Source organism: Methylomicrobium album BG8 (assembly GCF_000214275.2).
Classification (GTDB): domain Bacteria; phylum Pseudomonadota; class Gammaproteobacteria; order Methylococcales; family Methylomonadaceae; genus Methylomicrobium; species Methylomicrobium agile.
The window spans coordinates 4,112,385-4,138,671 of record NZ_CM001475.1; the positions used below are offsets into that span (position 1 = coordinate 4,112,385).

28 protein-coding genes are annotated in these 26,287 nt (G+C 55.9%); 12 read left to right on the forward strand and 16 right to left on the reverse strand.

The features are described from left to right. Positions 1 to 345 precede the first annotated feature (345 nt). The 6 genes from METAL_RS17930 to METAL_RS17950 all read left to right on the forward strand — a co-directional run bounded on the left by METAL_RS17930 (position 346) and on the right by METAL_RS17950 (position 5,135). Complete coding sequence (locus METAL_RS17930; protein WP_005374638.1) at positions 346 to 2,043, forward strand: ATP-binding protein; 1,698 nt, start codon at positions 346 to 348, stop codon at positions 2,041 to 2,043. Positions 2,044 to 2,810: 767 nt separating this feature from the next. Then, positions 2,811 to 3,077 (forward strand): hypothetical protein, encoded by a 267-nt coding sequence (locus tag METAL_RS21720; RefSeq protein ID WP_245549412.1) that lies wholly within the window; start codon positions 2,811 to 2,813, stop codon positions 3,075 to 3,077. A 191-nt stretch (positions 3,078 to 3,268) separates the two neighbouring features. Beyond that, complete coding sequence (locus tag METAL_RS22225) at positions 3,269 to 3,442, forward strand: DUF4160 domain-containing protein (RefSeq protein ID WP_425357676.1); 174 nt, start codon at positions 3,269 to 3,271, stop codon at positions 3,440 to 3,442. Beyond that, positions 3,402 to 3,671, forward strand: coding sequence for a DUF2442 domain-containing protein (locus tag METAL_RS17940; protein ID WP_031430051.1), 270 nt, complete (start codon positions 3,402 to 3,404; stop codon positions 3,669 to 3,671). The genes METAL_RS22225 and METAL_RS17940 overlap by 41 nt, the downstream gene beginning before the upstream one ends. Positions 3,672 to 4,132: 461 nt before the next feature. Further along, positions 4,133 to 4,411, forward strand: a complete 279-nt coding sequence (locus METAL_RS17945; protein WP_005374641.1) for a hypothetical protein — start codon at positions 4,133 to 4,135, stop codon at positions 4,409 to 4,411. 148 nt (positions 4,412 to 4,559) lie between these two features. Further along, positions 4,560 to 5,135, forward strand: a complete 576-nt coding sequence (locus METAL_RS17950) for a CAP domain-containing protein (RefSeq protein ID WP_005374643.1) — start codon at positions 4,560 to 4,562, stop codon at positions 5,133 to 5,135. A 138-nt stretch (positions 5,136 to 5,273) separates the two neighbouring features. Here the strand turns inward: METAL_RS17950 and METAL_RS17955 are convergent, their stop codons facing one another. Further along, a complete protein-coding gene (locus tag METAL_RS17955; RefSeq protein WP_005374644.1) occupies positions 5,274 to 6,887 on the reverse strand; it encodes a protein adenylyltransferase SelO in 1,614 nt (537 codons plus the stop codon). A gap of 459 nt (positions 6,888 to 7,346) precedes the next feature. Between METAL_RS17955 and METAL_RS17960 the strand changes: the two genes are divergently transcribed. Beyond that, the gene (locus METAL_RS17960; RefSeq protein WP_051040506.1) at positions 7,347 to 8,729 is read left to right on the forward strand and encodes a L,D-transpeptidase family protein; all 1,383 of its coding nucleotides are present in this window, start codon (positions 7,347 to 7,349) and stop codon (positions 8,727 to 8,729) included. Positions 8,730 to 8,930: 201 nt separating this feature from the next. Here METAL_RS17960 and rluB read toward each other — a convergent pair whose 3' ends face one another. From rluB to METAL_RS18005, 9 genes are all read right to left on the reverse strand, one after another. Continuing rightward, on the reverse strand, positions 8,931 to 9,824 hold the full coding sequence (gene rluB, locus METAL_RS17965) for a 23S rRNA pseudouridine(2605) synthase RluB (protein WP_005374649.1): 894 nt from the start codon (positions 9,822 to 9,824) through the stop codon (positions 8,931 to 8,933). Next, positions 9,769 to 10,449: an SMC-Scp complex subunit ScpB gene (scpB, locus tag METAL_RS17970; protein ID WP_005374650.1), complete on the reverse strand. Its 681-nt coding sequence runs from the start codon at positions 10,447 to 10,449 to the stop codon at positions 9,769 to 9,771. The genes rluB and scpB overlap by 56 nt, the downstream gene beginning before the upstream one ends. A gap of 14 nt (positions 10,450 to 10,463) precedes the next feature. Further along, positions 10,464 to 11,285: a segregation and condensation protein A gene (locus tag METAL_RS17975; protein WP_005374651.1), complete on the reverse strand. Its 822-nt coding sequence runs from the start codon at positions 11,283 to 11,285 to the stop codon at positions 10,464 to 10,466. Between the two features lie 32 nt (positions 11,286 to 11,317). Beyond that, on the reverse strand, positions 11,318 to 11,971 hold the full coding sequence (locus METAL_RS17980; RefSeq protein WP_005374652.1) for a site-2 protease family protein: 654 nt from the start codon (positions 11,969 to 11,971) through the stop codon (positions 11,318 to 11,320). Between the two features lie 15 nt (positions 11,972 to 11,986). Next, positions 11,987 to 12,607, reverse strand: coding sequence for an L-threonylcarbamoyladenylate synthase (locus METAL_RS17985; protein WP_005374653.1), 621 nt, complete (start codon positions 12,605 to 12,607; stop codon positions 11,987 to 11,989). 73 nt (positions 12,608 to 12,680) lie between these two features. Next, positions 12,681 to 13,370 carry a tRNA (adenosine(37)-N6)-threonylcarbamoyltransferase complex dimerization subunit type 1 TsaB gene (gene tsaB / locus METAL_RS17990; protein WP_005374654.1) on the reverse strand — a complete coding sequence of 230 codons (690 nt, stop codon included), beginning with the start codon at positions 13,368 to 13,370 and terminating at the stop codon, positions 12,681 to 12,683. Then, on the reverse strand, positions 13,367 to 13,642 hold the full coding sequence (locus METAL_RS17995) for a hypothetical protein (RefSeq protein WP_005374655.1): 276 nt from the start codon (positions 13,640 to 13,642) through the stop codon (positions 13,367 to 13,369). Before METAL_RS17995 ends, tsaB begins: the two co-directional genes overlap by 4 nt. Positions 13,643 to 13,767: 125 nt before the next feature. Beyond that, a complete protein-coding gene (locus METAL_RS18000; protein WP_005374656.1) occupies positions 13,768 to 14,433 on the reverse strand; it encodes a hypothetical protein in 666 nt (221 codons plus the stop codon). Beyond that, entirely contained in the window at positions 14,430 to 16,091 is a 1,662-nt protein-coding gene (locus tag METAL_RS18005) for a multicopper oxidase domain-containing protein (RefSeq protein ID WP_005374657.1), read from the reverse strand. The genes METAL_RS18000 and METAL_RS18005 overlap by 4 nt, the downstream gene beginning before the upstream one ends. 597 nt (positions 16,092 to 16,688) lie before the next feature. Here METAL_RS18005 and tusD point away from each other — a divergent pair. The 3 genes from tusD to METAL_RS18020 all read left to right on the forward strand — a co-directional run bounded on the left by tusD (position 16,689) and on the right by METAL_RS18020 (position 18,525). Next, positions 16,689 to 17,078, forward strand: a complete 390-nt coding sequence (gene tusD, locus METAL_RS18010; protein ID WP_040578594.1) for a sulfurtransferase complex subunit TusD — start codon at positions 16,689 to 16,691, stop codon at positions 17,076 to 17,078. Positions 17,079 to 17,084: 6 nt separating this feature from the next. Further along, on the forward strand, positions 17,085 to 17,441 hold the full coding sequence (gene tusC, locus METAL_RS18015) for a sulfurtransferase complex subunit TusC (protein ID WP_005374659.1): 357 nt from the start codon (positions 17,085 to 17,087) through the stop codon (positions 17,439 to 17,441). A 403-nt stretch (positions 17,442 to 17,844) separates the two neighbouring features. Further along, positions 17,845 to 18,525 carry a hypothetical protein gene (locus METAL_RS18020; protein WP_005374660.1) on the forward strand — a complete coding sequence of 227 codons (681 nt, stop codon included), beginning with the start codon at positions 17,845 to 17,847 and terminating at the stop codon, positions 18,523 to 18,525. Between the two features lie 14 nt (positions 18,526 to 18,539). On the opposite strand, the gene METAL_RS18025 is transcribed toward METAL_RS18020, so the two are convergent. After that, a complete protein-coding gene (locus tag METAL_RS18025) occupies positions 18,540 to 19,223 on the reverse strand; it encodes a YggS family pyridoxal phosphate-dependent enzyme (RefSeq protein WP_005374661.1) in 684 nt (227 codons plus the stop codon). A 128-nt stretch (positions 19,224 to 19,351) separates the two neighbouring features. On the opposite strand from METAL_RS18025, the gene METAL_RS18030 reads away from it, so the two are divergent. Both METAL_RS18030 and METAL_RS18035 read left to right on the forward strand, forming a co-directional pair. Then, positions 19,352 to 20,389: a type IV pilus twitching motility protein PilT gene (locus tag METAL_RS18030; protein ID WP_005374662.1), complete on the forward strand. Its 1,038-nt coding sequence runs from the start codon at positions 19,352 to 19,354 to the stop codon at positions 20,387 to 20,389. Positions 20,390 to 20,444: 55 nt separating this feature from the next. Further along, positions 20,445 to 21,578 (forward strand): PilT/PilU family type 4a pilus ATPase, encoded by a 1,134-nt coding sequence (locus METAL_RS18035; protein WP_005374664.1) that lies wholly within the window; start codon positions 20,445 to 20,447, stop codon positions 21,576 to 21,578. A 39-nt stretch (positions 21,579 to 21,617) separates the two neighbouring features. Here the strand turns inward: METAL_RS18035 and egtD are convergent, their stop codons facing one another. The 5 genes from egtD to panC all read right to left on the reverse strand — a co-directional run bounded on the left by egtD (position 21,618) and on the right by panC (position 26,287). Further along, on the reverse strand, positions 21,618 to 22,574 hold the full coding sequence (egtD, locus tag METAL_RS18040; protein WP_040578384.1) for an L-histidine N(alpha)-methyltransferase: 957 nt from the start codon (positions 22,572 to 22,574) through the stop codon (positions 21,618 to 21,620). Beyond that, positions 22,571 to 23,842: an ergothioneine biosynthesis protein EgtB gene (egtB, locus tag METAL_RS18045; protein ID WP_005374666.1), complete on the reverse strand. Its 1,272-nt coding sequence runs from the start codon at positions 23,840 to 23,842 to the stop codon at positions 22,571 to 22,573. Before egtB ends, egtD begins: the two co-directional genes overlap by 4 nt. Before the next feature lie 61 nt (positions 23,843 to 23,903). Next, positions 23,904 to 24,185, reverse strand: coding sequence for a DUF427 domain-containing protein (locus METAL_RS18050; RefSeq protein WP_005374667.1), 282 nt, complete (start codon positions 24,183 to 24,185; stop codon positions 23,904 to 23,906). Between the two features lie 670 nt (positions 24,186 to 24,855). Further along, positions 24,856 to 25,242 (reverse strand): aspartate 1-decarboxylase, encoded by a 387-nt coding sequence (panD, locus tag METAL_RS18055; RefSeq protein WP_005374668.1) that lies wholly within the window; start codon positions 25,240 to 25,242, stop codon positions 24,856 to 24,858. Positions 25,243 to 25,441: 199 nt separating this feature from the next. Beyond that, positions 25,442 to 26,287: a pantoate--beta-alanine ligase gene (gene panC / locus METAL_RS18060; RefSeq protein ID WP_005374669.1), complete on the reverse strand. Its 846-nt coding sequence runs from the start codon at positions 26,285 to 26,287 to the stop codon at positions 25,442 to 25,444.

Below are 26,287 nucleotides of genomic sequence, written 5' to 3' on the forward strand. Positions count from 1 at the left end.
TTCCGAAAACCCGCCCACCGTTGCCGAAGGAAATTCAAGCTGTTTACTCAACACATTACAAGTCAAATCGCGAGGGTAAGACAACAGCATCCTCGTTAGCGCAAAGAATGGAGTCGTGGTTGCATACCCAAGTCGCACGGGATGTCGCCAACCTAGAGGATTCGGCAAAAGCCGGGTAGGTCGGGCAACAGCTTCATCGTTGCCCGACGTCAGGTGGCAATTTTGCTTCGCTATGGCGACAATCTGCAACCGCTACCAAATTTGAAACCCTACAATGTCGGGCACAAAAAGCGTGCCCGACCTACTCGGCTAATTAGAGTTATGTGCTTTGAGGGAGACCGTCGTATGAAGAAGTTTGACCTTAATATCGAAAAAATACTTGAAGACTGGGAAATGCATCATGCGATTAGAGAAATAATCGCAAATGCGCTAGACGAGCAGCTTTTGACGAAAACTGATGATATAGTAATTGCCAAGAATGGCAATTCTTGGATCATTCGGGACTTTGGTCGCGGGCTAAAGTATTCACATCTTACACAAAAAGAAAACCAAGAAAAACTTTCTAGTACAAATGTAATTGGAAAGTTCGGTATTGGACTGAAAGATGCCCTGGCGACTTTTGACAGGAGAGAAGCGATAGTGTCTGTAAAATCAAGATATGGCCAAATATCCATTGAGAAGTCGCCAAAACAGGACTTCCAAGACATCAGTACATTGCATGCAATAATTGAAGATCCCGTTGACGCCCACTTTATAGGTACAGAATTTGAGTTAAAGGGTGTGGCAGATGATGAGGTTGATACGGCAAAGAAACTTTTTCTGAAATTCTCTGGTGAAGAGGTTATAGAAACTACAATGCAGGGGCAAGTTGTCAAGCGACATGGAAATCATGGGAATATTTATATAAATGGCGTAAAAGTATCAGAAGAAGAGAATTTTTTGTTTAGCTATAATATCACGAGATTGAGCGCCCCAATAAAGAAAGCTATTAATAGAGAAAGATCGAATGTTGGGCGTGGTGCCTACACAGATTCTGTTAAAAAAATATTGCTCAATTCAAAACAAAAAGAAATTGCAGAAACCCTTGCAAAAGACTTAACGAATATCAATAGAGGAACTGCTCATGATGAATTAAGTTGGATTGATGTTCAAGAACACTCAGTTAAAATTTTAAATCAAACAGGGAAGTATCTTTTTATTACCTCCTTTGAGGCGATGCAACATCCTGACATGATCGACCACGCGAGAAATAGTGGTCATGAGATCATTACTATACCTGATAATTTGAAGGATAAAATTCAAGGAGTAAGAGATTTATCCGGGAATCCTATTATCGATATTACTCAATTTGTTGAAAATTATAATGATAGCTTTGAGTTCAATTTTGTTGACCCAGACAAATTGAGCAACGAGGAAAGAGTTGTTTACCAATTTACACCAAAGATACTTGACTTGTTCGGCAGAGTACCAAAGAAAGTAAAGGAAATTAAAATATCCTCTACGATGAGGAAAGATTTTTTTGATGAAACAGAAACGCTTGGCTGTTGGGATCAGAAAACGAGTTCAATTATCTTGGCTCGTAAAACATTAAAGTCACTCCCTGACTACTCTGGCACACTAATTCATGAATTAATACACGCAAAAACCGGACATGATAGTATCTCAAGGGCATTTGAAAACTCTTTGACTGAAAAAATTGGCGATCTTTGCAGCAAGATTCTCGGCAACTCAGGAAAAGATATAACGAAAGCTGAGTTAATCGATTCTATACTTGAAGAAATGGATCGTGTTTGGGGCGAAGATGGTTTAGGCGGCGAACCAGATGAGTACGCTTGGCTGTTGGAAAACTTCAATATCACTGAAGAAGATGACGTGCAGTGGCAGCTTATTCTTCAGCACAGTATGAATGATCTTTATGACGAAGATTTGGAAGATGAAGAGTTAATGACTTTCTTAGAAGATGATCAATCCGTAATCCAATTTCTTCAGGAGTTTCTTGGAAAATATAAAAATTCGTCTGCAAGCTATGTTAATCGTGATTAAATTCATCAACCCGTAACCCGTAACCCGATCGGGTGGAGGTAACGGGATTGCGCCCGTTACCCCTCCCACACCACCGGACATGCGGTTTTCCGCATCCGGCGGTTGAACCTAGCGACTTATCCTGTCGCAAAATCTGATGGAACCCATAAGCGATTCAGGACACTTTCCATCAGATTTTCATTCAGCACCTGCTCTTTCTCCTTCGCCCAAGTCTCGACTCGTACCTCGTGCCCTGGCTACCGACGGGAATCCACCCGTCTCACTCAGCCACCGGCGCGAATAGCTGCCGCCGTGGCAACGTTCGCCCGTTTCGGAATACTGCGCGCCGTTCCCTGGAGATGTTCAAAATGGTCTGTCTCTCGGTTCTTCGGCCCTTCGCTCTGCCTGGTTTCCAAGGCTTCTTCGCTACTACGGCTTCTGCTGACTTCTCCCAAACTCTCATTCGGGAGATTTCCCCGGGTAAGGGACTAAAACTTTCTGCCCGTGCCGTCAAGCTCTACCTGATGCGTCTTTCGGTAACGGTTGGATTTCGTGTTCCCTAGCACACTCATCGCCCGCACCCGGCCTCTCTGCTTGTTCGTGTTCCTACGGTCGTGCTTTTGCTACGCGCTTCTTTCAGCCTGGCCTCGCGGCTTCACCCTTGCGTTTCGCTACGGTTGTCGTTACTCCTTCCGGTTATCTCTTTTCAGATAACAAGTTTTAGCCCATGCCGGGCACACTAAGGCGGAACCGGCTTTGCCGGGTTCCGCCATTCGGAACGGGCCAGGATGCCGACCGGTTTCCGTGAGCTTGGGGCGATGAACCAGGCTTTGCTTTATTTTGGTTGGCCTCGGGTTGGCGGAACGCCTATCGGCTTCCGCCCTACACCTACCCGGCTATTGCGCCATGAACTTGAGACACCAAAAAATTGGATGCAGTCGTTCTGCTTGAGTACTTCACCCCAATATCAGGAATGGAAACGGTCGCTCCACCATTTTTATAATCCGTTTCCTATTGTTGAACATTATGAGTTGGTACTTGAACAAAATGCCTAACATGATACTCAACCTCGCTCCCTTCGGTCGCTGGACGCTACGCGATAAAGCCGCGCAGCACCGGTTAGCTCTACGTTAGCGCACTATTCCTATGAACAAAGGTTACGTGTATCATTCGAAATATTATGAGCCCAACAGTCTTCCGCGAAGCAGGCTTCCGGTTTTACTTCTTCTCTCGGGAAGAGCCGAGGATGCATGTCCATGTTCAAGGACAAAACGGCGAAGCCAAATACTGGCTTGAACCTAAAATTGAGCTTGCTCAATCCGTGGGTCTCTCCCGGCGTGAAATCAATGAAGCACTACGTCTTGTACAGGAGCATGAACATGACATTCGCAACGCTTGGCACAAGCATTTCCCCAGTTGAAGTTACCAACATATCTCAATACGGCTTCTGGCTGCTGTTGGGGGATGAAGAGCTTTTCCTACCATTCTCTGAATTTCCTTGGTTTCGAAATGCTGCTGTTGGAAATATCTTGCATGTCGAACGTCCATCTTCAAATCACCTGTACTGGCCCGAACTGGATATTGACTTAGCCGTTGAGTCAATTCGCCATCCCGAACAATTTCCACTGATAAGTCAAGTCAATACCTAACACAGCCGGGTAGACGGGCAACGGCTTCATCGTTGCCCGACGTCAGGTGGCAATCTTGCTTCGCTATTGCGGCAATCTGAAGCCGCTACCCAATTGAAACCCTACAATGTCGGGCACAAAAAGCGTGCCCGACCTACTCGGCTGAGGACGAAAAGATGGATGCCTATCTGACAAAACACTACAAATCAGATGAGGAATAACCCGTAAGGCGGAACCGGCTTTGCCGGGTTCCGCCATTCGGAACGGGCCAGGATGCCGACCGGTTTCCGTGAGCTTGGAGCGATGAACCAGGCTTTGTTTTATTTGGCTGGCCTCGGGTTGGCGGAACGCCTATCGGCTTCCGCCCTACACCTACCCAGAACCCGAGACACCCAAAAGCTGGATGCAGTCGTTCTGCTTGAGTGCATGGAAACAATTTGATACTGTGCCGCCGTTACTGACTTCATTCAAGGAATTTCATTATGATCGGCACCATTACCGCTTTCCTGATCGCCTACTGGTTTTACAAAAGCGCCGAAGCGACCGGCAGGAATCCTTTATCTTCGGCCGGACTCGGCTTTCTGGCCTATCTGATTCCCTGCATTGCCTGGACCCTGGCCGTAACGCCGGGCCTGCGCGATGCGGTCGAACATAACCCCGGCACCCTGTCCGGGCTGTTCGTCAATTACGCTTATATCCTGGTGGGCGCCGGCTGCGCTGCCGGCGTCAAATTTTTGCATTTCAGACAGGCGAAACCGTAGAAGCCAAGCAACGAGGGCAAACAGTTTTAATGGAACGGCCGGGGCAACGGGCACCGGCCGGCATGCAAAAAATCCCTTAAGGATCTTCTTGTTTTTTCCTGTAAAATGCGGGAGATAAACCTCGTTCCCGGCTTTATCCTTCCGCTTCATGCTGAAACTGCGTCCGATTTTCCTTTTATGGCTAGGCCTGATCCCGGCCGCTTCATCGGCGAATGCGGCGGTGACGCCTCCCTCTATCGATCCAGCCGAGCTGGAGCGGCAAATCCATCGGCAGATCAATCGGGAGCGGCAAAAGCACGGGCTGGCGCCGTTGGGGGACGACGGGGAGCTGGTTGCGATTGCGCGCAATCATAGCCTGGACATGGCGCGGCATCATTTCTTCAACCATGTGAACCTGCGAGGCGAACTCCCTTCGGACCGGGCCAGGCGCCAGGGCTGGAACAAACGGAAGCGGATAGCGCCGACCACCGTGGCCACCGGCATCGCCGAAAACATTTTTCTGACGCGCCTTTACGAGAAGATCCATACCTTCAAGGAAAACGGCATCACCGTTGGGAAAGAATACGAGTGGACGGACGCGGACCGGCTGGTTCGAACGGTCGTCCAGGGCTGGATGGACAGCCCGCACCACCGGAAAGTGATGCTGTCATCGCAATACGACCGTCAGGGAATCGGCGTCGTGATCTCGGGATACGATGTCTACGTGACCGAGAATTTGTTTTAAATTCGGTCGCGGGTCACAACGCGCGGGATAGGGGTATTGCGTCGGAAAATCCGCAGGTTATGCGCGTCCCGGCAACTGCTTCATGCGTTGCTCTTACTTCTGCATACATATAGTCGTAACCCGCCCTGCCATGCTTGCTTACGAACTGCACGACAGCATCGAACAGCCCGGCCGGCTGCGCGCCCAGTCCGGGCGTTTCGCGGCGTAATGCTCCTTCCCTGGCTGCTCGTCGTAGGGCCTGCGGCATAAGTCGAGCAGTTCGTCGACCGTCGAAAAATCGCCCTGTTCCGCCCTGTCGATCGCCAGCTGCGAGAGATAATTGCGCAGCACGTATTTCGGGTTGACCGCATACATGCGCCTGCGCCGCTCCACGTCGGGCAGCCCGCCCTGCCGGAGCCGCTCATGATACCGGCCTAACCAAGCGTCCCGCCTTTCCAGGTAATCCGCGGACAATTGCTCAGGCCGATAGTAACAGTCTTCCAACCGTGCGGCGATCCGGGTTTTCCAATCGGGACGATCGCCGCCCGTATCCAGTGAGGCGAGCCGCCGGAAAAACAGCGTCATGTCCGTTTCGGCCTTCTGCAGCAGCACCAGAAGTTCGATAATCAGGTCCTCGTCGGTTGCAGGGCGATCATCCGCAATACCGAGCTTGCCCGCCATCATCCGCTGCCATTCCCGGTCGAAAGTTTCGGCATAGGCGCTCATACCCGCCTGCAGCGGTTCGGCCTCGCCGAACACAGGGAATAACGCATTGGCCAGTTGGCCGAGGTTCCAGTAAGCGATTTGCGGCTGCTGGCCGAAACGGTAGCGACGCTGTTCGGCGTCGGTCGTGTTCGGCGTCCAGTGCGGGTCGTAATTGTCCAGCCAGCCGTAGGGACCGTAGTCGATCGTCAGCCCCAGGATCGACATATTGTCGGTATTCATCACCCCGTGCACGAAACCGACTCGCTGCCAGTGCACGATCATTTCCGCGGTCTTCCGGCAGATTTCCTGAAACCAGTCGGCATACACGGCCGGCGACGGTTCGCCGAGGTGCGGAAAATCGACCCGGATCGTATAGTCGACGAAACGGCGCAAGAGTTCGGTCTCGCCGCGCGCGGCCAGAATCTGAAAATTGCCGAAGCGGATGAACGACGGCGACACCCGGCAGACGATCGCGCCCGGCTCGGAACGCGGATTGCCGTCATAGAACATGTCGCGGATCACCCGTTCGCCGGTCAGCACCACGCTCAAGGCGCGGGTGGTCGGCACGCCGAGATGGTGCATCGCCTCGCTGCACAGAAATTCGCGAATAGACGAGCGGAGCACGGCCAGCCCGTCCGCATTGCGCGAATAAGGCGTCGGGCCTGCGCCCTTCAGCTGCAAGACCCAGCGTTCGCCGTGGCGGTTGACCACTTCGCCCAGATTGATCGCGCGCCCGTCGCCGAGCTGGCCGGCCCAAAAGCCGAACTGGTGGCCGCCGTAGCACATCGCGAAAGGCTCCATGCCCCGCGCCAGCCGGTTGCCCGCGAATACCTGAGTGAAATCCTCGGAAGCGCAGAGTTCCCGAGACAAGTCCAGCAGATCGGCCACTTCTCGGGAATAGGCGACCCATTGCGGCGCCGCCACTTTGGCCGGGTTGACCCGGGAATAACAGGCATCGGCGACTTGGCGGCGAAAATTGGCCGTTTCGGGATCGCCGGGCAGTTCGCGGATAAAGCGGTTGTCGAAAACCAGGTCGTCGAGGCTGGCAAGCTGAGGAGATAAATTCATGGGAAGTAAGACAACCCTTACGATTTGATGTTCTTTAATTCTGACTTTTTTAGTCGGAATATGTCAAGTTTTCGCCGAATACATGGACGATCCATTCATTCGCCCGCTCTTGAAGAACGTCGGCCGGCAAAGTCCCCAAGCCAAATCCCCAATGCCGTCATGATAAACCGGAATCAGGCCGCCTGAAGGAGTGGCAAAGCCGGCTTTGTCAATCGGCTTGATTATTTGCAAAGCCAGCCCTGCACGCCTCGGGGAGTAAACTTGACGGCATCGGCCGGCTCCGGGGAAAACCTGCGCAAACGCATCCGTATCGCGGCCTTTCGATCCCATCAACGACCCGCTCTCCAGGCATCCCTGATATACGGGAATGCCGGTTTAATTCCGGTTTAATCATGAAGCGGTATGCTCAAGCCTGTACTCAAGAAGATGAATGACTTGCCATTAGAGATCGAAACCGACATGACCCCACCGTCCCCTTCCCCATGCCGGCGCGCTGCGCCTATCCTGATTGCCGTTTTCGGCAGCCTGTTGAGCGGCTGTCAAACGCTGCCTTCCTGGTTTGCCGGCGAGTCCCCCGTCGTCAGCGTTCCGGAAGCCGGCCGCCCGAAAATCGGCACGATCGCCAGCCATCGGTTCGGCCTGGGGCCCGGCCAGGAAATGGTCGGAACACTTGCCGCGATCGACGCGCACCCAAGCGATACTCTGTCCGATATCGCCCGCCATTACGGCCTGGGTTTCAACGACATCACGATAGCGAACCAGGGGATCAAACCCTGGACACCCCAGCCCGGCAGCCGGGTGATCCTGCCGCTGCAATTCATTGTGCCCGATGCGCCGCGCAAGGACATCGTGCTGAATCTGGCGAATATGCGTTTGTTCTATTTTTCGAAGAAAGAACCGAACACGCTCTATACCTATCCGGTCGGCATCGGCCGGCAAGGCTGGAGCTCGCCGATCGGCGCGACCAGCATCGTCGAAAAACAGGCCAATCCGGTATGGCACGTGCCGCCGTCGATCCAACGCGAGCATGCGGAAAAAGGCGATATACTGCCGGCCGCCGTGCGTGCGGGCCCCGACAATCCGCTCGGCTATTATGCAATGCGGCTCGGGTTCCCGAGCTACCTGATCCACGGCACCAACAAGCCTTACGGCATCGGCATGCAGATCAGTCACGGCTGTATCCAGCTTTATCCCGAGGACATCGAAACGCTGTTCGGCAAAGTCGCGGTCGGGGCGAAAGTCCGCATCGTGCATCAGCCTTATCTGGCCGCCTGGCAACAAGATCAACTGTATATCGAAGCGCACGAACCGCTCGACAAATGGGCCGCCGGCAAAACCAGGCTGAAGAAGCAATTCCTGAATAAACTGAAAAGTCTGGCTGCGGAAAAACAGGCCGATGTCGACTGGGAGAGGGTCGAGCAGGTGATCCGGCGCTCGGACGGCATCCCGGCGCCGGTGCTGAAGAACAGCCCGGACCTGGCGGTATTGACGCAACAGGCCGTGCAACTGGCCCACCCCGAACGCCTGTACGGGCAACCCGAAATCGCCGAACTCAAAGACGGCGACTGGTCGATGCGGGTCGCCACCTTCAGAACCGAAACCGAAGCCGAACAGCTGGCCGCCATGCTGAATCACCAGGGGCCGCCGATTCCCGCCCGCAAGGTGAAACTGAACGACCAATACCAGGTCATCGCCGGCCCATACAAAAACAGGAAGGAAGTCAATAAAGCCGCCAAACGTGTACTGATGGATTTCGAGCTGAAAGCCGAAGCGATCGAGCCGGGACAACGGCCCGATTTGGCGGTCGTTTCCAGTATCGGCTCCGACAGCCCGGTCAATTAAGGGACAACGCGAACCGGGGCAGAGGCTCAGGGAGTCAATCGGCAGATGCCCCGTCCACCCTCAACCTCCTTGCCCCTTTAGTGGCGGAATTACACTCATGGAGCGGCCGCTGTAGGGTACGCTGTGCGTACCATTAGAAGTTGAAAAGGTACGCGCAGCGTACCCTACTTCAGACCCCACTATGTAAAACTGACAGAAAGATTATTTTTTGCCGGCCCTGGCGTTTTTGGAAGCATCTTTCGGCTGAGCCGGAAAACTGTCTCTCGGCAGCCCGGCGAATTCAAACAAGGTATCCAGTTCCTTGTCCGACAGCTCGTAAAACGAATGCGCCTTCAACCGCTCGGGCAGCACGACCGGCCCGTAGCGGACCCGCATCAGCCGGCTCACGACCACCTGCTGCGATTCCCACAAGCGGCGGACCAGACGGTTGCGGCCTTCGGTGACCGTCACATAGTACCATTTGTTCGCGCCCTCGCCGGCGTAAAAACGAACCTCGTCGAACTTGGCCAAACCGTCTTCGAGCTCGACGCCCTGTTTCAATTTCTCCATCGCCGCCTCGGACACTTCGCCCAAAATGCGCACCGCGTATTCGCGTTCGATCCGGGTTTTCGGATGCATCAGCCGGTTGGCCAGTTCGCCGTTGTTGGTGACCAGGAGCAGCCCCGACGTATTGATGTCGAGCCGCCCGACCGCAATCCAGCGCGCGGTCGCCAGTTTCGGCAATTGCGTAAAAATGACCGGCCGGCCTTCCGGGTCGCGGCGCGTGACGACTTCGCCGGCCGGCTTGTGGTAAAGCAGCACGCGGGTCGGCTGCCGATCGAACTTCTGCCAGTCGACATAGCGGCCGTTGATTTGCAGGTGATCGCCCGAACGCAGGCGCGTGCCCAATTCCGCGACCGCGCCGTTGACCGTCACCCGGCCTTCCTGCATCCAGCGTTCGATTTCCCGGCGCGAAGCGACGCCGCCGCGCGCAAGAACTTTTTGAATGCGCTCGCCCGCGCCCTCGTCCGGCGCGGCCGCGGCGGTTTTCGGCCGGATCTCAGGCGCCGGTTTCCGGAACGGCTTCGGCGGCTTCTGCTCCGCTTTCGGAGGCATCCGGTTCGGTTTCGAAGGATGCTTCCCGGTTTTCGGCGGATTCTTCTCGGATTTCCTGTTTTTCACTGGCTTCCTGTTCGGGGGCTGGGATGACTTCCGGCGCCGGATCGAGCTCCTGTATCTGCTCCAGCGTCGGCATTTCGCTTAATGATTGGATATTGAAATAATCCAGAAACTGTTGGGTCGTGCCGTACAATCCCGGCCGGCCCGGTACTTCTTTATGGGCGACCACCCGGATCCATTCGCGTTCGAGCAGCGTCTGGATGATCCCGGAACTGACGCTGACGCCGCGGATGTCCTCGATGTCGCCGCGCGTGACCGGCTGCCGGTAGGCGATGATCGCCAGCGTTTCGAGCAGGGCGCGCGAATAGCGCGGCGGCTTCTCTTCGAACAGGCGCTGAACCCAGCGCGACAGTTCCTGCCGAACCTGAAAACGGTAGCCGCTGGCGACCTGCTGCAACTCGATCGGACGGGACCGGTAATCTTCCGCCACCGCGTCGACCGCCGCCTGAATCTCGGCAAGTTCGGGCTGCTCGATCTCGGGGAAGACCTGCCGGATGTCCTTGCAGGTCATCGGCCGGTTCGCGGCAAACAGAATGGCTTCTACAATCGATTGAATTTCCATGAGAGTGCGACGTTTCAGTTCGGCATCGCCGCGGCAGCGCCGCGAACCCGGATTTCGTCGAAAGGCTCGGATTGAATGATCTCGATCAACCCTTCCTTGGCAAGTTCGAGAATCGCCAAAAAGGCGACCAATACGCCGGGGCGTCCCTCTTTGCGGAAGAAGATTTCGGTAAAACGTAGGCTTTCGACATGTTTCAGGGTGTCGAGGATCGCCGACATGCGCTCGCGGACCGACAGCGGCTCCAGCTTCACATGGTGGTGACTGAACTGTTCGGCCCGCTTCATCACCTGCTGCAACGCGAACAGCAGCTCTTTCATCGTCACGTCGGGCAGTTTCTTTTCGAAAGTCAGGTTCGAAGTATCGGCCGCACAGGTGAAAAGCTCGCGCTCCAGCCTCGGCATTTTGTCGATCTCTTCGGCCGCCTTTTTGATCGCTTCATATTCCTGCAGGCGGCGGATCAACGTCGCCCGGGGATCTTCCTCGTCTTCTTCCGTTTCCTGAGGCCGTGGCAGCAGCATCCGCGATTTGATTTCCGCGAGCAGCGCCGCCATCACCAGGTATTCGGCGGCCAGTTCCAGATTGATTTCGGTCATCATCTGGATATAGGAAATGTACTGCTGCGTAACCTTGGCGATCGACACTTCGACGATATCGAGATTCTGCCGCCGGATCAGGTACAGCAGCAAATCCAGCGGCCCCTCGAACAGTTCGAGGAATACTTCCAGCGCGTTCGGCGGAATGTAAAGGTCGTCCGGCAATTGCTCGATCGGCTCGCCGTTGACGATCGCAATCACCGCGGCGCGTTCCGGCACGAACTCGTGGCTCAAGTCGTTCATCGCTCAATCACCGTCCGGCCTAAGCATACGCATCAGATGCCGGCGATGGAGAAAAACAATTGTTGCGCAAGATACATGGGATATTCCAGAATCAAATTCAGTATCCGGGTATAAAGCAGCACTAAAAGGATGATGAAGCCGTAGCGTTCGAGGCGGTTGTACTGCCAGGCCCAGTAATTCGGCAAGATGCCGGTGACTACCCGGCTGCCGTCCAGCGGCGGAATCGGCAACAGATTGATCAGGGCCAGCACCAGATTGATCGAAATGCCGGCAATGCCGGTATAGATCAGCGGCAATGAAATCGACTCGGTACCGATCAGGACGCCCAGCCGCGCCAATAGCGCCCAGCCGACCGCCATCAACAGGTTGGAAACCGGCCCCGCCAGCGCGACCCAGGCCATGTCCTTGCGCGGATTCTTGAAATTTCTCGCGTCGACCGGCACCGGTTTGGCCCAGCCGAAAATGAAGCCCGTACCGGTCAGGAGCAGCAGTCCCGGCAAAATCACGGTACCGAACCAGTCGATGTGCTTCATCGGGTTCAGAGTCAGCCGGCCCTGCATATACGCGGTGTTATCGCCGCATTTTCTCGCCACCCAGCCGTGCGCGACCTCATGCACGGTGATCGCGAAGATCACCGGCAGAATCCAGACCACGATCCGCTGAACCAGCGACAATTCGTTCATCATATTCAATATCCTCGGTTAAATCAGCATCGGCGCGATACCGATGCCCTGCCGGACGATCTCGGGACCGTTGTTCGAAAATTCAATGATCGTGGTTTCGCGGTATTCGATAATCCCCGCATCGATCACCAGTTCGATTTCGCGCTCCAGACGCTTCCGGATATCGAAAGGATCGGTCAGCGGCTCGCTCATTCCGGGCAATAACAGACTGGTCGTAAACAAAGGCTCTTCAAGCTCGGCGACCAGCGTCAACGCAATCGGATGCTGCGGAATCCGGATGCCGACCGTTTTCTTTTTCGGATGCTGCAGACGGCGCGGCACTTCCCGGGTCGCATCCAGAATGAAAGTAAACGGCCCCGGCGTCAGCGCCTTGATCATCCGGTAGGCATCGTTGCCGATTTTCGTGAAATTGGAGACTTGTGCCAAGTCCTTGCAGACCAGCGTGAAATTATGCTTATCGTCCAGCTGGCGGATCCGGCGGATCTTGTCCAGGGCCGCCTTGTCGCCGATCTGGCAGGCGAGCGCGTACGAAGAATCGGTCGGATAGACGATCACGCCGCCCTGGCGGATAATCTCCACCGCGCGATGAATCAGACGCAACTGCGGGGTTTCGGGGTGGATCTCAAAAAACTGGGCCATGTTTTAGGAAGGCATTGAACTAAGGCGTCATTATACCGTATTAATGATCCAGAAAGCTTTTCGGCCGCCTCCCTCAACGTTCCGATTCTTTCTTAGCGACTTTGTTGCGCAAGTAAACCGGCTGCGCGTCTTCGACATCGACCGCCAGGCCCTGCGCGTAACCGCGCGCGCCCAGGCGGGCGACCGCGCCCGCGCGCGGCAGGTTGTCCGTTTCGATCAAATCGACGCAGCCGAACAGCCTGCCCGCCAACGCATCCCGGTAAGGCCCCCAACCGGTACCGATCCCGGCACCCGAAACGTCCGGAAAGACGATCGATTCGGCCGGGGTCACCGTTTCCTCGCCGATCAGTTCGGCAAAGCCGGCGGCCTCCCGCCGGTAAACCGCAAAATAGATTTCGCCCATCCGGGCATCCATTGCGGTAAAGGCGGTACCGCAGCGATCGCCGTTCCGATCGAAAAACGCCTGCGCGACCGCCGCCAGCGTCGAAACCGGCACGACCGGCAAATCACCGCCCAGGGCGATGCCGTGAATCACGCCGGTCGCGATCCGCACGCCGGTAAAGGAGCCCGGCCCGCGCCCGAAGGCCAGCGCGTCGAGATCGGCAAGCTTCAATCCCGCCTCGCGCATCAACCCGTCGACCATCGGCAGAATCAATTGGGCATGATCCCTTGGCGATACCTGATAACGCTCGATCACTTCCCCGTCGAGGTAAAGCGCGGCCGAACACGCTTCGGTGGCGGTCTCCACCGCGAGTAATTTCATTCTTTATCCTGTGGTGTCAGCAGCTCGACAAGCGTTCCAAGTACTTCAACGTCCCCGGTAACTTCGGCATAGTCTCGGCTCGCAAAATCCAATACCCTGCCGTCGGCCACGCGCAACCGGCGTGTTTGTTCTGCGCTCAAATCGTCCAAGTGATTCTGTAAAAAACGCCTATGATCGATTAGCAAAAACGTGTCGCCGGCATGAGGCTCCCAAAACTCAAGCCCCACCGAATAAATTTTTAAGTTTTTCTCTAACCTGTCCATCAATGTCATCGCCGTATACCGATGTTTGTGCCGGGTTTCTATCTCGGTAAAAGTTTTTGATTGGAGGATTGCGCTGCACCATCTATGTGCCCAGTTCCGGCAAGACGAGGTAGCCATGTTTGTTATTTTCGGCCTCATTTCTTGCCGATGCGCAATCGCAATAACAACGGTGCGAGCGTGCCGATCAGGATGCTGAACAGCACCATGCCGATATGCTGGCGGTTCCAGTCGACCGGATACAGATCGGCCCTGACCGGATCGGTCAGGCCGGGAATGCTCGGCAAATCGCCGTCGCCGCCGTCGACCTTCAATTGCGCTTTCATGCCTTTTTCCTGATGCTGCGGCAATTCGCAGTGCACCAGGTAAGTCTTTTTCCGGCTCGGCACGATCATCGAGGCTTTCAATTGCCCATGCCCGAACAGTTCCAGGTGCAGCATGCCTTCGGGGTAAAGGTAACCCGGCAGGCCGTGGATCATCATCTGATGCCGGACATGGTCGTCGTTGATGAAGGTGATGTTGATCTTCGCGCAGGGTTTGACGTTCCACTCCTGCCGGTCGTAAGCGAACATCCGGCCCGGAAACTTTTTCGCATGTTCGTGGCCGGCGCGGATCGTCAGTTCGACCGTTTCGGAAATCTGCGGACAATCGCGCGGCAGCCGGTCCGGATTCGCGTTCATGATCATGCCGGTTTCATCCATCATCATGCCTGGGTGATGCATCATTTCGGCATGGACGGGCCATCCTGAAATGCCGAGCAGCCACAAAGCGGCGGCAAACGTTGTTATTTTCACGACTTTCATGATTTACGGTTCCGGTAGCCGGTAAAAATCAGATAGACGGCAAATCCGATTGCCGCGCCGCCCGCCAGGCCGAAGGCAACCAACTTCAACACGTTCGGCTCGATCAATCCCGGCTCGCCAAGCATCGCGGTAAAATCACCTTCTGCCCAAGGCGGCTGTTTTTTCGCATAATAGTTTTTGTCGAACGCGACATCGAGCATTTCGCCGTGCATTTTCGGCATGCCTTTCTCGTCCAGAAAAGCCCGGTAACCGAGCAGCGAGATATTGCCGCCCGGTTCCATGCCGTCGGTTGTTTCGCCGTTCGAGGCATGATCATGGAACATCCACACACCCGGCCCGTAACTGTGCAGGCCGTCGTTGACCGTTTTGAGATCGACGTCGAGCCGCTGCGCGGGCGCGATGTCCAGCACGTCGCGCGTCTCGCGCGCCGCCTCGGGCCGCTCGGCGCCGTCGGTCGCGGTCACCGTGACCTTGTGGCCGTGAATGTGCAGCGCGATCGGCGAACGCTGCGCATTCGCGATGCGCAGTTTGACCTTCTCGTTTTCGCCGGTCGCGATCAGCCCGTCGCGCACCGTATAAGGAAAGGAGTGGCCGTTCAACAGGAAATAATTTTCATGGGATTCGGTGATGTTGTATTCGCGGCTCATCCGTTTCGCGATCAGGCGAACGTCGTTCGCCTCCTGGATCACCGATGACAGCTTCTTGTCGAGCGACTGGTACAGCAAGTCGAACTCGCGATTGTAGTTTTCCTTCACCTGCACCGACGGATGCCGGACCTGGCCGGCACCGACATTGAAGGTCTGCACCCAGTTGTTCGGCTTGTTTTCCTCGACCACGAAGATGCCGCTGAGCCCCATCATCATGTGCTGCGCGGTCTGCACATGACAGTGATACAGCATCGTGCCGGCATGCCGCGGCTGCATTTCGTAGGTATGGCTTGCGCCCGGAAACACCGCATGCTCCTCCATGCCGTCGTTGTCCTCGCCCGCGGCGGTCATGAACGGATGGTCGACGCCGTGCAGATGGATCGTGTGCGGCAGGTAGTGGATGTTTTCGAGCGTGACGAACACCTTGTCGCCCTGCTCGACCCGGATCGTCGGCGACGGCGCGCGCAGCAGCGGGTTCGCCTGCATCGTGAAAAAGTTCTTCAGCGCCATGCCTTGCGATTTGGGCGCGAACACCCAGAGTCCCGGCTTGAGGCCGGGCGCGATGTCGAATGTATTGATCAGGAATTCGCCGTCGGGACTGGCCCCGTTCAGTTCCACCACTTCGAGCTTGATCCGGATCACATCCGGATCGCCGTCACCGTCGAGATCGTCGCTTTTGACGACCGCGTCCTGGGCCAGCCGGGTCTGCATCAGCGTCGCCATCGATACGTTATTGGTGCCTTTGACCGCCGCCGCAATGTCATAAGGATTGTCCGGATCACAGGACAGCGCTTCGTCGATGCTCACGCCGTCGATCGTCTGCGCCTTGCGCCATTCGGGATGTTCATTCGGGCACGGGTTTTCGGTGCCTCCCGCTTCGGCCGAACGGGTATAAACGGTCGAGGGCGCCAATGCGCTGCCTTTTTCCATGCCTGACGGCAACAGCCACCAGGCAAAGCCGGCCGATAAGACGGCGAGCGATATCGCTATATAACGTTTTTTGGGAGTCATGGAATGACGAAAAACTTTAAAAAAGAGGATTATTGTACAAGGGACGTGCCGGAAAAATAAACGTAGATACTGTTAGCCAAGTCAAACGCTGCATGTCAGACGGGATATTTATCCTGTCCGTAACGTTTAAAGTGGGACGGACAGGGAGAATGATTTTATGTTGGCGGAGAATTTTCAAACAGTGGGGACGTCGCTAGAGCATTTTCGTTTCGGGTTTAAGTGCCGCTAAGTTAAGGGAAACTCGTCATTCCGGCAAGGATTGCCGGAATCCAGAAGCCAAGGATGGCGACTTCTAATACATCCATGTCATCTGGATCTCGGCACAAATCTGTCTGGAACAGATTTGCATTGACCCGAAGGGGGCCAGGCAGGAAAGCCTGGCATGAATCCATGCCGAGATGACGGCTTGACTTAACGGTATTGCGCCCTTATACGCGATATGAAAATGCTCTAGCGGCCTCTCAGGAAAAGGTACGCGCAGCGTACCCTACATAGGACAGCACAACCTCAGACCATAAAAGCTGCCGATAAGTTTGCCCGGAATTTTTACTCATGCCGGATTGTGTTAATCTACAAGGTAAAAAATCGATCAAACTGATGAAATTCGCACTACAAATCAATGCCGGCCCTTATGCCTCGAACGCCGGCCACACCGCTTACCGGTTCATCGAAGCCGCGCTCGCGATGGGGCACGAAGTAGCAAGGGTATTTTTTTACCATGACGGCATCTATCACGGCTTGCGCTATGCCACGCCGCCCGACGACGAATTCGACTGCACCGCCTGCTGGAGCGCCTTGGCGGAACGCCATCGGATCGACCTGGTGCTGTGCATTTCGGCGGCGCAAAAGCGCGGGCTCCTGTGCCGCGACGAAGCCGATCGGCAAGGCAAACACGATGACGACCTGGCGCCGGGCTTTAGGATTGCCGGCCTCGGGCAACTGGTCGAGGCGATCCGGCACGCGGACCGTTTCCTGGTTTTCGGCTGATCCCTTATGAAGCAATTTTTATTCGTTCTCCGCAGGCCGCCGCACAGCGGCGCCTTCGTCCAGGAAATGCTCGACATCGTGCTGACGACCGCCGCCTTCGACCAGCCGGCTTCGGTATTGCTGCTCGACGATGCGGTCTTCCATTTGAAACACGGCCAGCAGCCGGCCGATTTCGGGATGAAGGATACCGCGTCGATTTACCGTGCGCTCGAAATTTACGATGTAAAGCACGTCTATGCGGAACTCGAATCGCTCGAAGAACGCGGCCTGAAGCCGGCCGACCTCGGCCTGCCCGTCCAGACCATCTATAGGAAAGATATCGCCAGCCTGATGCGCCGCCATCAGGTGCTGTTTCCGGGGTAAACCGCCGCTCTGCCAACGAACGGCCTCCGCAGTCGTTGCGGAGCGCCGAAAACTTCATTCAGCCCCGGCGAAGATCGGCTTGCCGGTTACCTCCGATCATAAATAAAGAAACTATGTCATATGCCTCACCCGGTCGGTCAAATCACCCAAATTCCTCCAGACAGCGCAATATAACCCATTGATAATGGCTTATTTTTGCCAGACAAACCCATGAATTTAGCAAGAACCTTGCCAAAAACCGCGACATTTTACCGCGCGTCAATTCGCCGCATTTTCTAACACATACCATGCCGATACACTCTTCTCCAGCTTTTGCAAGGCCTGTAAGACAGCATAAGCTATCATCCTTCCTCACTCGGCGCGGACCGGTTTCCGGTCCGCGCTTTTTTTGAAAGGAGCCGACATGAAACGCTACGACACGCTTAAATCAAACAAGATTCCGACGCATCCCGAGATGCTGAGAAAACAAACCGCGATTCACGAAGCGGGACACGCGGCCGCGATTTATCTGGGCAACAAACAAAAGCAACTGCCGCCGGTTTTTTTCCAAATCATCATCAAAGACGTGGTGCACGAGGGACAATGGCCCTGCCGGACACGCCATGCCGCTCCCGATACGATGGCTTGTTTCGCCAAGGTCGAGGGCGGCCGGCTGATTCATACGCTGCCGCCCTCGCTGACCGAAGCCGCACGGCGCCTGCCGCCGTCCGAACGGGATGCCTACCGGGCTGCGTTCGAGGCCGATATCGTCAATTTTCTGGCCGGCCCGCTCGCCGAAGCCAGATACGTGGCGTTATGCGACGGCGAAATCTTCAATCCGCGCCTGGTGAATCTCGACGCGCTGCATTTTTACGGCGGCGCGGCGGATGTCGCGCTGGCGAAGGAATACATGGACTGCCTTCTCCTGGAAACCCTCGAAAAAGAACAAAAGCTTGGCGAACTGTTTCTGGCGGCCCATCATTTCATCAGCCAGCGCCCGCACTGGCAGGCCATTACGGCGCTGGCCGATTTCATTCTGAACGCCGGCAAGAAAACGATCGCCTGCGAGGAAATCATCGGCGTGCTCGACACGCTGGCAACCTGAGCCTGATCCTGAAATCAGGCGGAACGCGCTCCGCGCGCGCCGAACAGCGCCGTCCCGATCCTAACGATCGTCGCGCCTTCCAGAATCGCGGCCTTTAAATCGTCCGACATTCCGAACGAAAACGTATCGAGATCCGCTCTTCCCAGCCGTTTTACCGCGTCACCCAGCGTTCGGTAAGGCAAGCGCTGCCGTTCGAAATCGCTTTCGGGCGCCGGAATCGCCACCACCCCGCGCAGCCTCAAACGCGGCATATCCGCCACCTGTTCGCACAGCGCCGGCAGTTCTTCGAGTTCGACGCCCGATTTGGATTGTTCGCCGCTGATATTCACCTGCAAACACACATTCAACGGCGGCAAGTGCGCCGGCCGCTGGTCGTTCAGCCGTTTGGCGTTTTTGAACGAATCGACGCTGTGCACCCAATCGAAATGCGCCGCCAACAGCTTGGTCTTGTTCGACTGGATCGGACCGATAAAATGCCAAGTAATGTCGTAGGCACCAAGCTCGGCCTGTTTTTTCAACGCTTCCTGGCAGTAACTTTCGCCGAAATGGCGCTGCCCCGCCAGGTAGGCTTCGGCAATGTCCTCGGCGGGCTTGGTTTTGCCGACCGCGAGCAGCAGCACCGAATCTTCCGGGCGCTTGGCGATGCGGCAATATTCCCGAATTTGCTGGCGGACGAGGTTCAGATTCCGGCTGATCATGATGTTTTGGCGTCGAAGTAAAACAGGGAGAGCCAAGTATTAAACACCACGCCTTTAAAAAAACAAAGAGTTGAACTACTTTTAGGAACAGGTCAACCAATTTTACCCGCTTGAATTCAGAGGAAAGTATGGATATTGCCGAGCTGCTCGCTTTTTCGGTCAAAAACAATGCATCGGATTTACATTTATCGTCAGGACTGCCGCCGATGATCCGGGTCGACGGCGACATACGCCGAATCAATGTGCCGCCTCTCGACCACAAACAGGTGCACGCGCTGATGTACGACATCATGAACGACAAACAGCGCCGCGATTACGAGGAATTTCTCGAAACCGACTTTTCGTTCGCGCTGCCCGGCGTAGCGCGGTTCCGGGTCAACGCGTTCAACCAGGAACGCGGCGCGGCAGGCGTTTTCCGGACGATTCCTTCCAAAGTCCTGAGTCTCGAAGACTTGAAGGCGCCGAAGTTTTTCGAAGAAGTCACCCGCAAACCGCGCGGCCTGATCCTGGTCACCGGCCCTACCGGTTCCGGCAAATCGACCACGCTGGCTGCGATGATCAACCATATCAACACGAACGACTACGCCCATATCCTGACCGTCGAGGACCCGATCGAATTCGTGCACGAAAGCCAGAAATCGCTGATCAACCAGCGCGAGGTGCACCGCGACACGCACGGCTTCAACGAGGCCCTGCGCTCGGCGTTGCGGGAAGATCCGGACATCATCCTGGTCGGCGAAATGCGCGACCTGGAAACGATCCGGCTCGCCTTGACCGCGGCCGAAACGGGTCACCTGGTATTCGGCACGCTGCATACGACTTCCGCCGCGAAAACGATCGACCGGATCATCGACGTGTTTCCGGCCGCGGAAAAAGACATGATCCGCGCCATGCTGTCCGAATCGCTGCAGGCGGTCATTTCACAGACGCTGCTGAAAAAGGTCGGCGGCGGCCGGACCGCGGCGCACGAGATCATGGTCGGCACCGCCGCAATCCGCAACCTGATCCGCGAGGCGAAAGTCGCGCAAATGTATTCCGCGATCCAGACCGGACGCAAGGACGGCATGCAGACGCTCGACCAGAATCTGAAGGAACTGGTCGACAAGGGGCTGATCACCTCGAAAACCGCAATGACCCGGGCGGTCAACAAAGACATGTTCCGCTAGGCGGGAGCGGCAAACTCATTTTCAATCGGCTACCACCGTGACGGAAGAAAAACTTATGGATTTCAAAGCATTGCTTGCACTGATGGTGCAAAAAAAAGCCTCCGACCTGTTCATCACGGCAGGCCGCTCGCCGACGATCAAGGTGGACGGCTCGATGGTCGAGGTCTCCAAAACGCCGCTGATGCCCGACCAGTCGATGAAGATCGTGCAGAGCATCATGAACCAGCGGCAAAAGGACGAGTTCGACCATACCAAGGAATGCCAGTTCGCGATCAGCGTCCCCAATCTGGGCCGCTTCCGGGTCAGCGCCTTCATGCAGCGCGACGCCGCCGGCATGGTCCTGCGCCGGATCGAAACGGTGATTCCCACGGCCGAAGAACTGCACCTGCCGCTGATCCTGAAAGAGCTGATCATGGAAAAACGCGGACTGTTGATCTTCGTCGGCGGGACCGGCACCGGTAAATCGACTTCGCTGGCCGCGCTGATCAAGCACCGCAACCAGAACTCCAGCGGCCACATCATCACCATCGAAGACCCGATGGAGTTTATGCATTCGCATCTGGGTTGCATCGTGACCCAACGCGAAGTCGGCGTCGATACCGAATCGTACGAAGTCGCCTTGAAGAATACGCTGCGGCAAGCGCCCGACGTGATTCTGATCGGCGAAATCCGGACCCGCGAAACGATGCAGAATGCGATTACCTTTGCCGAAACCGGCCATCTCTGCCTGTCGACGCTGCATGCGAACAACGCGAACCAGGCGCTCGACCGGATTCTGCATTTTTTTCCCGAGGACATGCACCCGCAGTTGTTCATGGATCTGTCGCTGAATCTGCGCGGGATCGTCGCGCAGCAGTTGATCAAACGTGCGGACGGCAAAGGCCGCTATCCGGCGGTCGAAATCCTGATCAACACGCCGCTGGCGAAGGATTACATCCGCAAGGGCGAAGTGCACAAATTGAAGGAACTGATGAAGCAATCGCGCGAACAGGGCATGCAGACCTTCGACCAAGCCTTGTACGATCTGTATGTCGCAGGCAAAATCAGCTACGAAGACGCTTTGAGCTCGGCCGATTCGAGAAACGAAGTCCGCCTGATGATCAAGCTCGGCACGGCAGGCATCAGCGGCATGGCCGGCGACGACATGATGCTGAGCGAAGCGGAAGACGATAAAGGCGCCTTATATTAAAAAATCGCCGCGGGCAGGGTATTGCCGGCAACGGAAACGCTAGGCGCTCAAGTAATGGATGCTGAACAAGCCTTCGGGGTCGATCCAGACTTTGCCCGGACGGAACCCCGTCCGCAGAGCCAGGCGGCGGAAGCTTGCGAGGCTGTATTTATGGGAATTTTCGGTATGGATCGTTTCTCCTGCCGCCATACGGATCGTTCGATCCGCTATCCGGACCAACTGCGCTTCAGGACTCGCCAGGTGCATTTCGATACGGTCGAGTTCCGGATTATAAAAGGCGAGATGGTCGAAACGATCGATCCGAAAATCGGCGTCCAATTCACGATTGATACGCACCAGCAAATTTTTATTGAACGCTTCGGTCACTTTCTGCCGGTCATTATAGGCGGCTTCCAGCACATCGACATTCTTGACCAGATCGACGCCGATCAGCAAACCGCCGCCGTCGCCGACCAGCCGGGCCATCCGCTTCAACAGCGCGGCCGCCTCCCCGGGCGTTAAATTGCCGATGCTGGAACCCGGAAAAAATACGATGCGCCGCTGTCCTTCCAGGCCCGGCGGCAAATTCCAACTCCCCGCGTAATCGGCGCAAACGGCATGGATCTCCAGCCACGGATAATCCGAGAAAAGGGCATTGGCCGCAACGCGCAAATGATGCTTCGAAATATCGATCGGCACGTAAGAAGCAGGCCGCAACGCGTCGAGCAATAACCGGATTTTCCGGCTGCTGCCGCTGCCGAGTTCGAATAGGAGCGCCTCCGGCCCGACCGCGCCGGCGATCTGATCCCCATACCGTTCGAGCAGGCCGATTTCGGTCCGCGTCAGATAATATTCGGGCAGTTCGCAAATCCGGTCGAACAGCTGCGAGCCTTCGGCATCGTAAAAAAATTTCGGAGCGATCGTTTTCTGCCGGCTGCTCAGCCCTGCCAGGATTTCCGCCTGAAAATCGCTCAAGGGCGGATGAAAATCGTAAAAATGCAGGCAGGCCATCGTCATGTATCCTGAGCCAGGCGAATCCCCATAAACTGCCAGCGGTTATGCGGATAAAAAAAATTGCGGTAACTTTTGCGGATATGGCTTTCGGGCGTGGCGCAAGAGCCGCCGCGCAGCACCATCTGACTGCACATGAATTTGCCGTTGTACTCGCCGACCGCATTTGCCCAAGGCCGGAAGCCGGGATAAGGCCGGTAAGCGCTTTGCGTCCATTCCCAGACATCGCCGCCAAGCTGTAAGACCCCCTCCCCTGTTAGAGCGGCCTGCGGACGGAATCGGCCGGATTCCAGGTAATTTCCGGGCCACAATCCTGCCGTCCCAGCCGCATGTTCCCATTCTTCTTCGGAAGGCAGACGCTTACCGGCCCAGGTCGCAAAAGCGTCCGCCTCGAAATAGCTGACATGGCAGACCGGCTCTTCAGCCGTCAGCGGCTCTTCCCCCGCCAGCGTGAAATACCGCCAGGCGCCGTCCATTTTTCGCCAGTACAAAGGGGCCTGCCAGCCTTCCCGCTGCACCGAGGCCCAGCCGTCGGCCAGCCACAGCAAGGGATTGGCGTAGCCGCCGTCGTCGATGAATTCGAGATATTCGACATTGGTCACCAGGCGGTTGGCCAGCAGAAACTCATTCATCCGCATACGATGGCGCGGCAGTTCATTGTCGAAACAAAATCCGTTGCCGTCATGCCCCACGGCGGTTTCGCCGCCCTGCACTTTGATCCACCGCAACGGCACCGGCACCTCCTCCTCTTCGGCAAAGCGGTCTTCGGCATAGACCGGCACAAGCGGATTGTTTCCAAGAATATGCTTAATGTCGGTTAACAGGAGTTCCTGGTGCTGCTGTTCATGATGCAAACCCAGCTCGATCAGCAGGTGGATGTCCCGATTTTCAGCACGATCATCCAGCCGCTCCATCAATTCGGTCATCGCCTCATCGACATGGCGCCTGTAACGATAAATGTCGACGACGGAAGGACGCGACAAAAGTCCGCGCCGGTCCCTCGGAAACGGGGTTCCGACGCCTTGATAGTACGAATTGAAAAGCGGGTGGAAGCGGACGTCGAACGGCCGGTAGCCGGAAACGTACGGCACCAGAATGAAAGTCTCGAAAAACCAGCTGGCATGCGCAAGATGCCATTTCGGAGGGCTGACGTCGGGCATCGTCTGTACGACATAATCTTCCACCGTGAGCGGTTTGCACAGCATCTCGCTTTGGCGGCGCACTCGGCAATAAGCTTCCAGCTGGCCGGACACGCTTTCGGAATTTTCGCCCATAACGCGGCTCCTTAACGAAACGAAGCATCTGCGGATTGCCCCCCTCTTCCGCAATGCGCCTTCATGCGGTGATCTCGACGCCTTTCCAAAAAGCGATATAGTTTTTTATGGACGAAGCTTTCTCTTTCGGTTCCGGATAGTACCAGGCGGCATCCGGGTTGGTCGCACCGTTCACCACGATGTCGCAGTAGCTCGCCTGGCCCTTCCACGGACAAACAGTATGAGTGGCGCTTTCGCGCAGAAATTCGGTATGCACCGAAGCCGGCGGAAAATAACAATTTCCCTCGACCTTGATCACCTCATCGCTGTCGGCAATCACCGCATTATTCCATAAAGCTTTCATGACGCTCGCTCCGTGCCGGTTTATCTTAGTGAAATGGGACTTTGGGGCAACCGGCGGAGTTCCCCGCCCGCCGCTTTTACGGAGAAGAAAAAGGCCTTTTTATCCCTTCCGACTGCTTGTAAATAGGCCTAAGGATTGAGTCGATCATAACTTCCCCCTCGTTCCCCCGCCGAGCGCTTACCGTGATACCCCCTTTGCCGGCTTGGGTTACCCCAAAGAGTGTACAAACCGTTGTAGGGTACGCTGTGCGTACCGTTCCCGCCCCCGATGGTACGCACAGCGTACCCTACACCCCACGGCCGCCCAATGAGGTGCCTCATGGCGTGCGCCGCGATGGGAACAATCAAGCGGCATGCCGAAAGGTTATTTTTAGCCGCACCTAAAGGCTGCCCGGCACCCGAGCTTGCCCCTGTTTAATATGGCGGCGACGGCCATTGGGCCGTAGGTCCGGGGCGGGCGATAGAAGGATAATGGGAGAGAAATCAAAAGGCCTGCCAGGTTTTATAAATCTGGCAGGCCTGAGAACGAGGGGGTTCGAAACGCCAGACTTTACTCTATCGGAAGATAGCGAAACCCTTTATCCGTTAGAGTCCGGACCGCAAAGAAGCGCCTCTAACCGGATGTTTTTTCAATCCGAGTTAAAGCCGCTTCCAGGAATAAAGGTTGCCGGTCAAGCCGCCTGAACTTGCACCGGAATCGACGACGCGGTACGCACCACCTCGTTCTTTTCGTTGAAATAGATCAAAGCCGGCTTGTAGTTCGCCAACTCTTTCTGATCGTAGATCGCGTAGGCGCAGATGATCACCACATCGCCCGCACAGGCAAGACGCGCCGCCGCGCCGTTGACCGAGATGACCTTGGACCCCGCTTCCGCACGGATCGCATAAGTCGTGAAACGCTCGCCGTTGTTGACATTGTATATCTGGATCTGTTCGTACTCCCTGATCCCCGCCAAATCGAGAAAGTCGGAGTCGATTGCGCATGAGCCTTCGTAACCGAGCTCCGATCGTGTAACGGTCGCCCGGTGAAGTTTCGCTTTCAGCATCGTAGTTTGCATAATAACCCGATATAAAGTGCTTTAAGAAACCTTCAATTATCGCTCATTCCTGTAGATCCGGCAATACATGAAAAACGAGGCATTCGCCTTGAAAACGCCGAACCCTGCTTTTAAACGCCGAGAAAAAGGCGGCTTTGTACAACAATATTAAAGATCCGCCGCACCGCCTGAAGCCGGCACCTTCCGTTTCGCCATTACTTTACTTGGAAAAAGCGATATTATCAATCAACCGCGTTTTTCCGAGCCTCGCCGCGGCCAGGATCACGATCTCCCGGTCTTCGGGCACCGCTGCGACCAAATCGGAACTTCGGCAGATCGAAAAATAATCGGTCTTGAAGCCCGCCTCCGCGAGAAAAGACTGCGCCTGCCGCTCGATATCCGCGTAAGCCTCCCGGCCACCCGACAATACCGCCTCCTTGGCATTGAGCAAAGCCTGATAAAGCTTGGCCGCCTGAACTTTTTCGGTTTCGGTCAGATAGCCGTTCCGGGAACTCATCGCCAGTCCGCTCGGTTCCCGGACCGTTTCGACCGGAACCAACGCCACCGGAATATTCAAATCGCGCACCATCGTACGGATAATCACAAATTGCTGGTAGTCCTTAAGACCGAAAAAAGCGCTGTCGGGTTGCACGATATTGAACAATTTCGCAACCACGGTCGCGACCCCATCGAAATGGCCCGGCCGAAACGCTCCGCAATGCAGATCGGACAATTCTTTCACGCTGACTACCGTTTTCGCGCCGGGATCGTACATGTTCCGGATTTCGGGCAGGAACAGCAGGTCGGCGCCGGCCGCCAGCAATTTTTCCCGGTCTTCGGCTTCGGTGCGCGGATAGGTCTCGAAGTCTTCGCCGGGGCCGAACTGGGTCGGATTCACGAAAATGCTGACCACGACGCGTTCGGCCTGCCGCCGCGCCGTCTCTACCAGGCGGATATGTCCCGCGTGCAGATTGCCCATCGTCGGCACGAACGCGATCCGCTCGCCGGCACGCCGCCGGTTGCCGAGAATCGCGCGCAGTTCTACGATGGTTTTGACGGTTTGCAT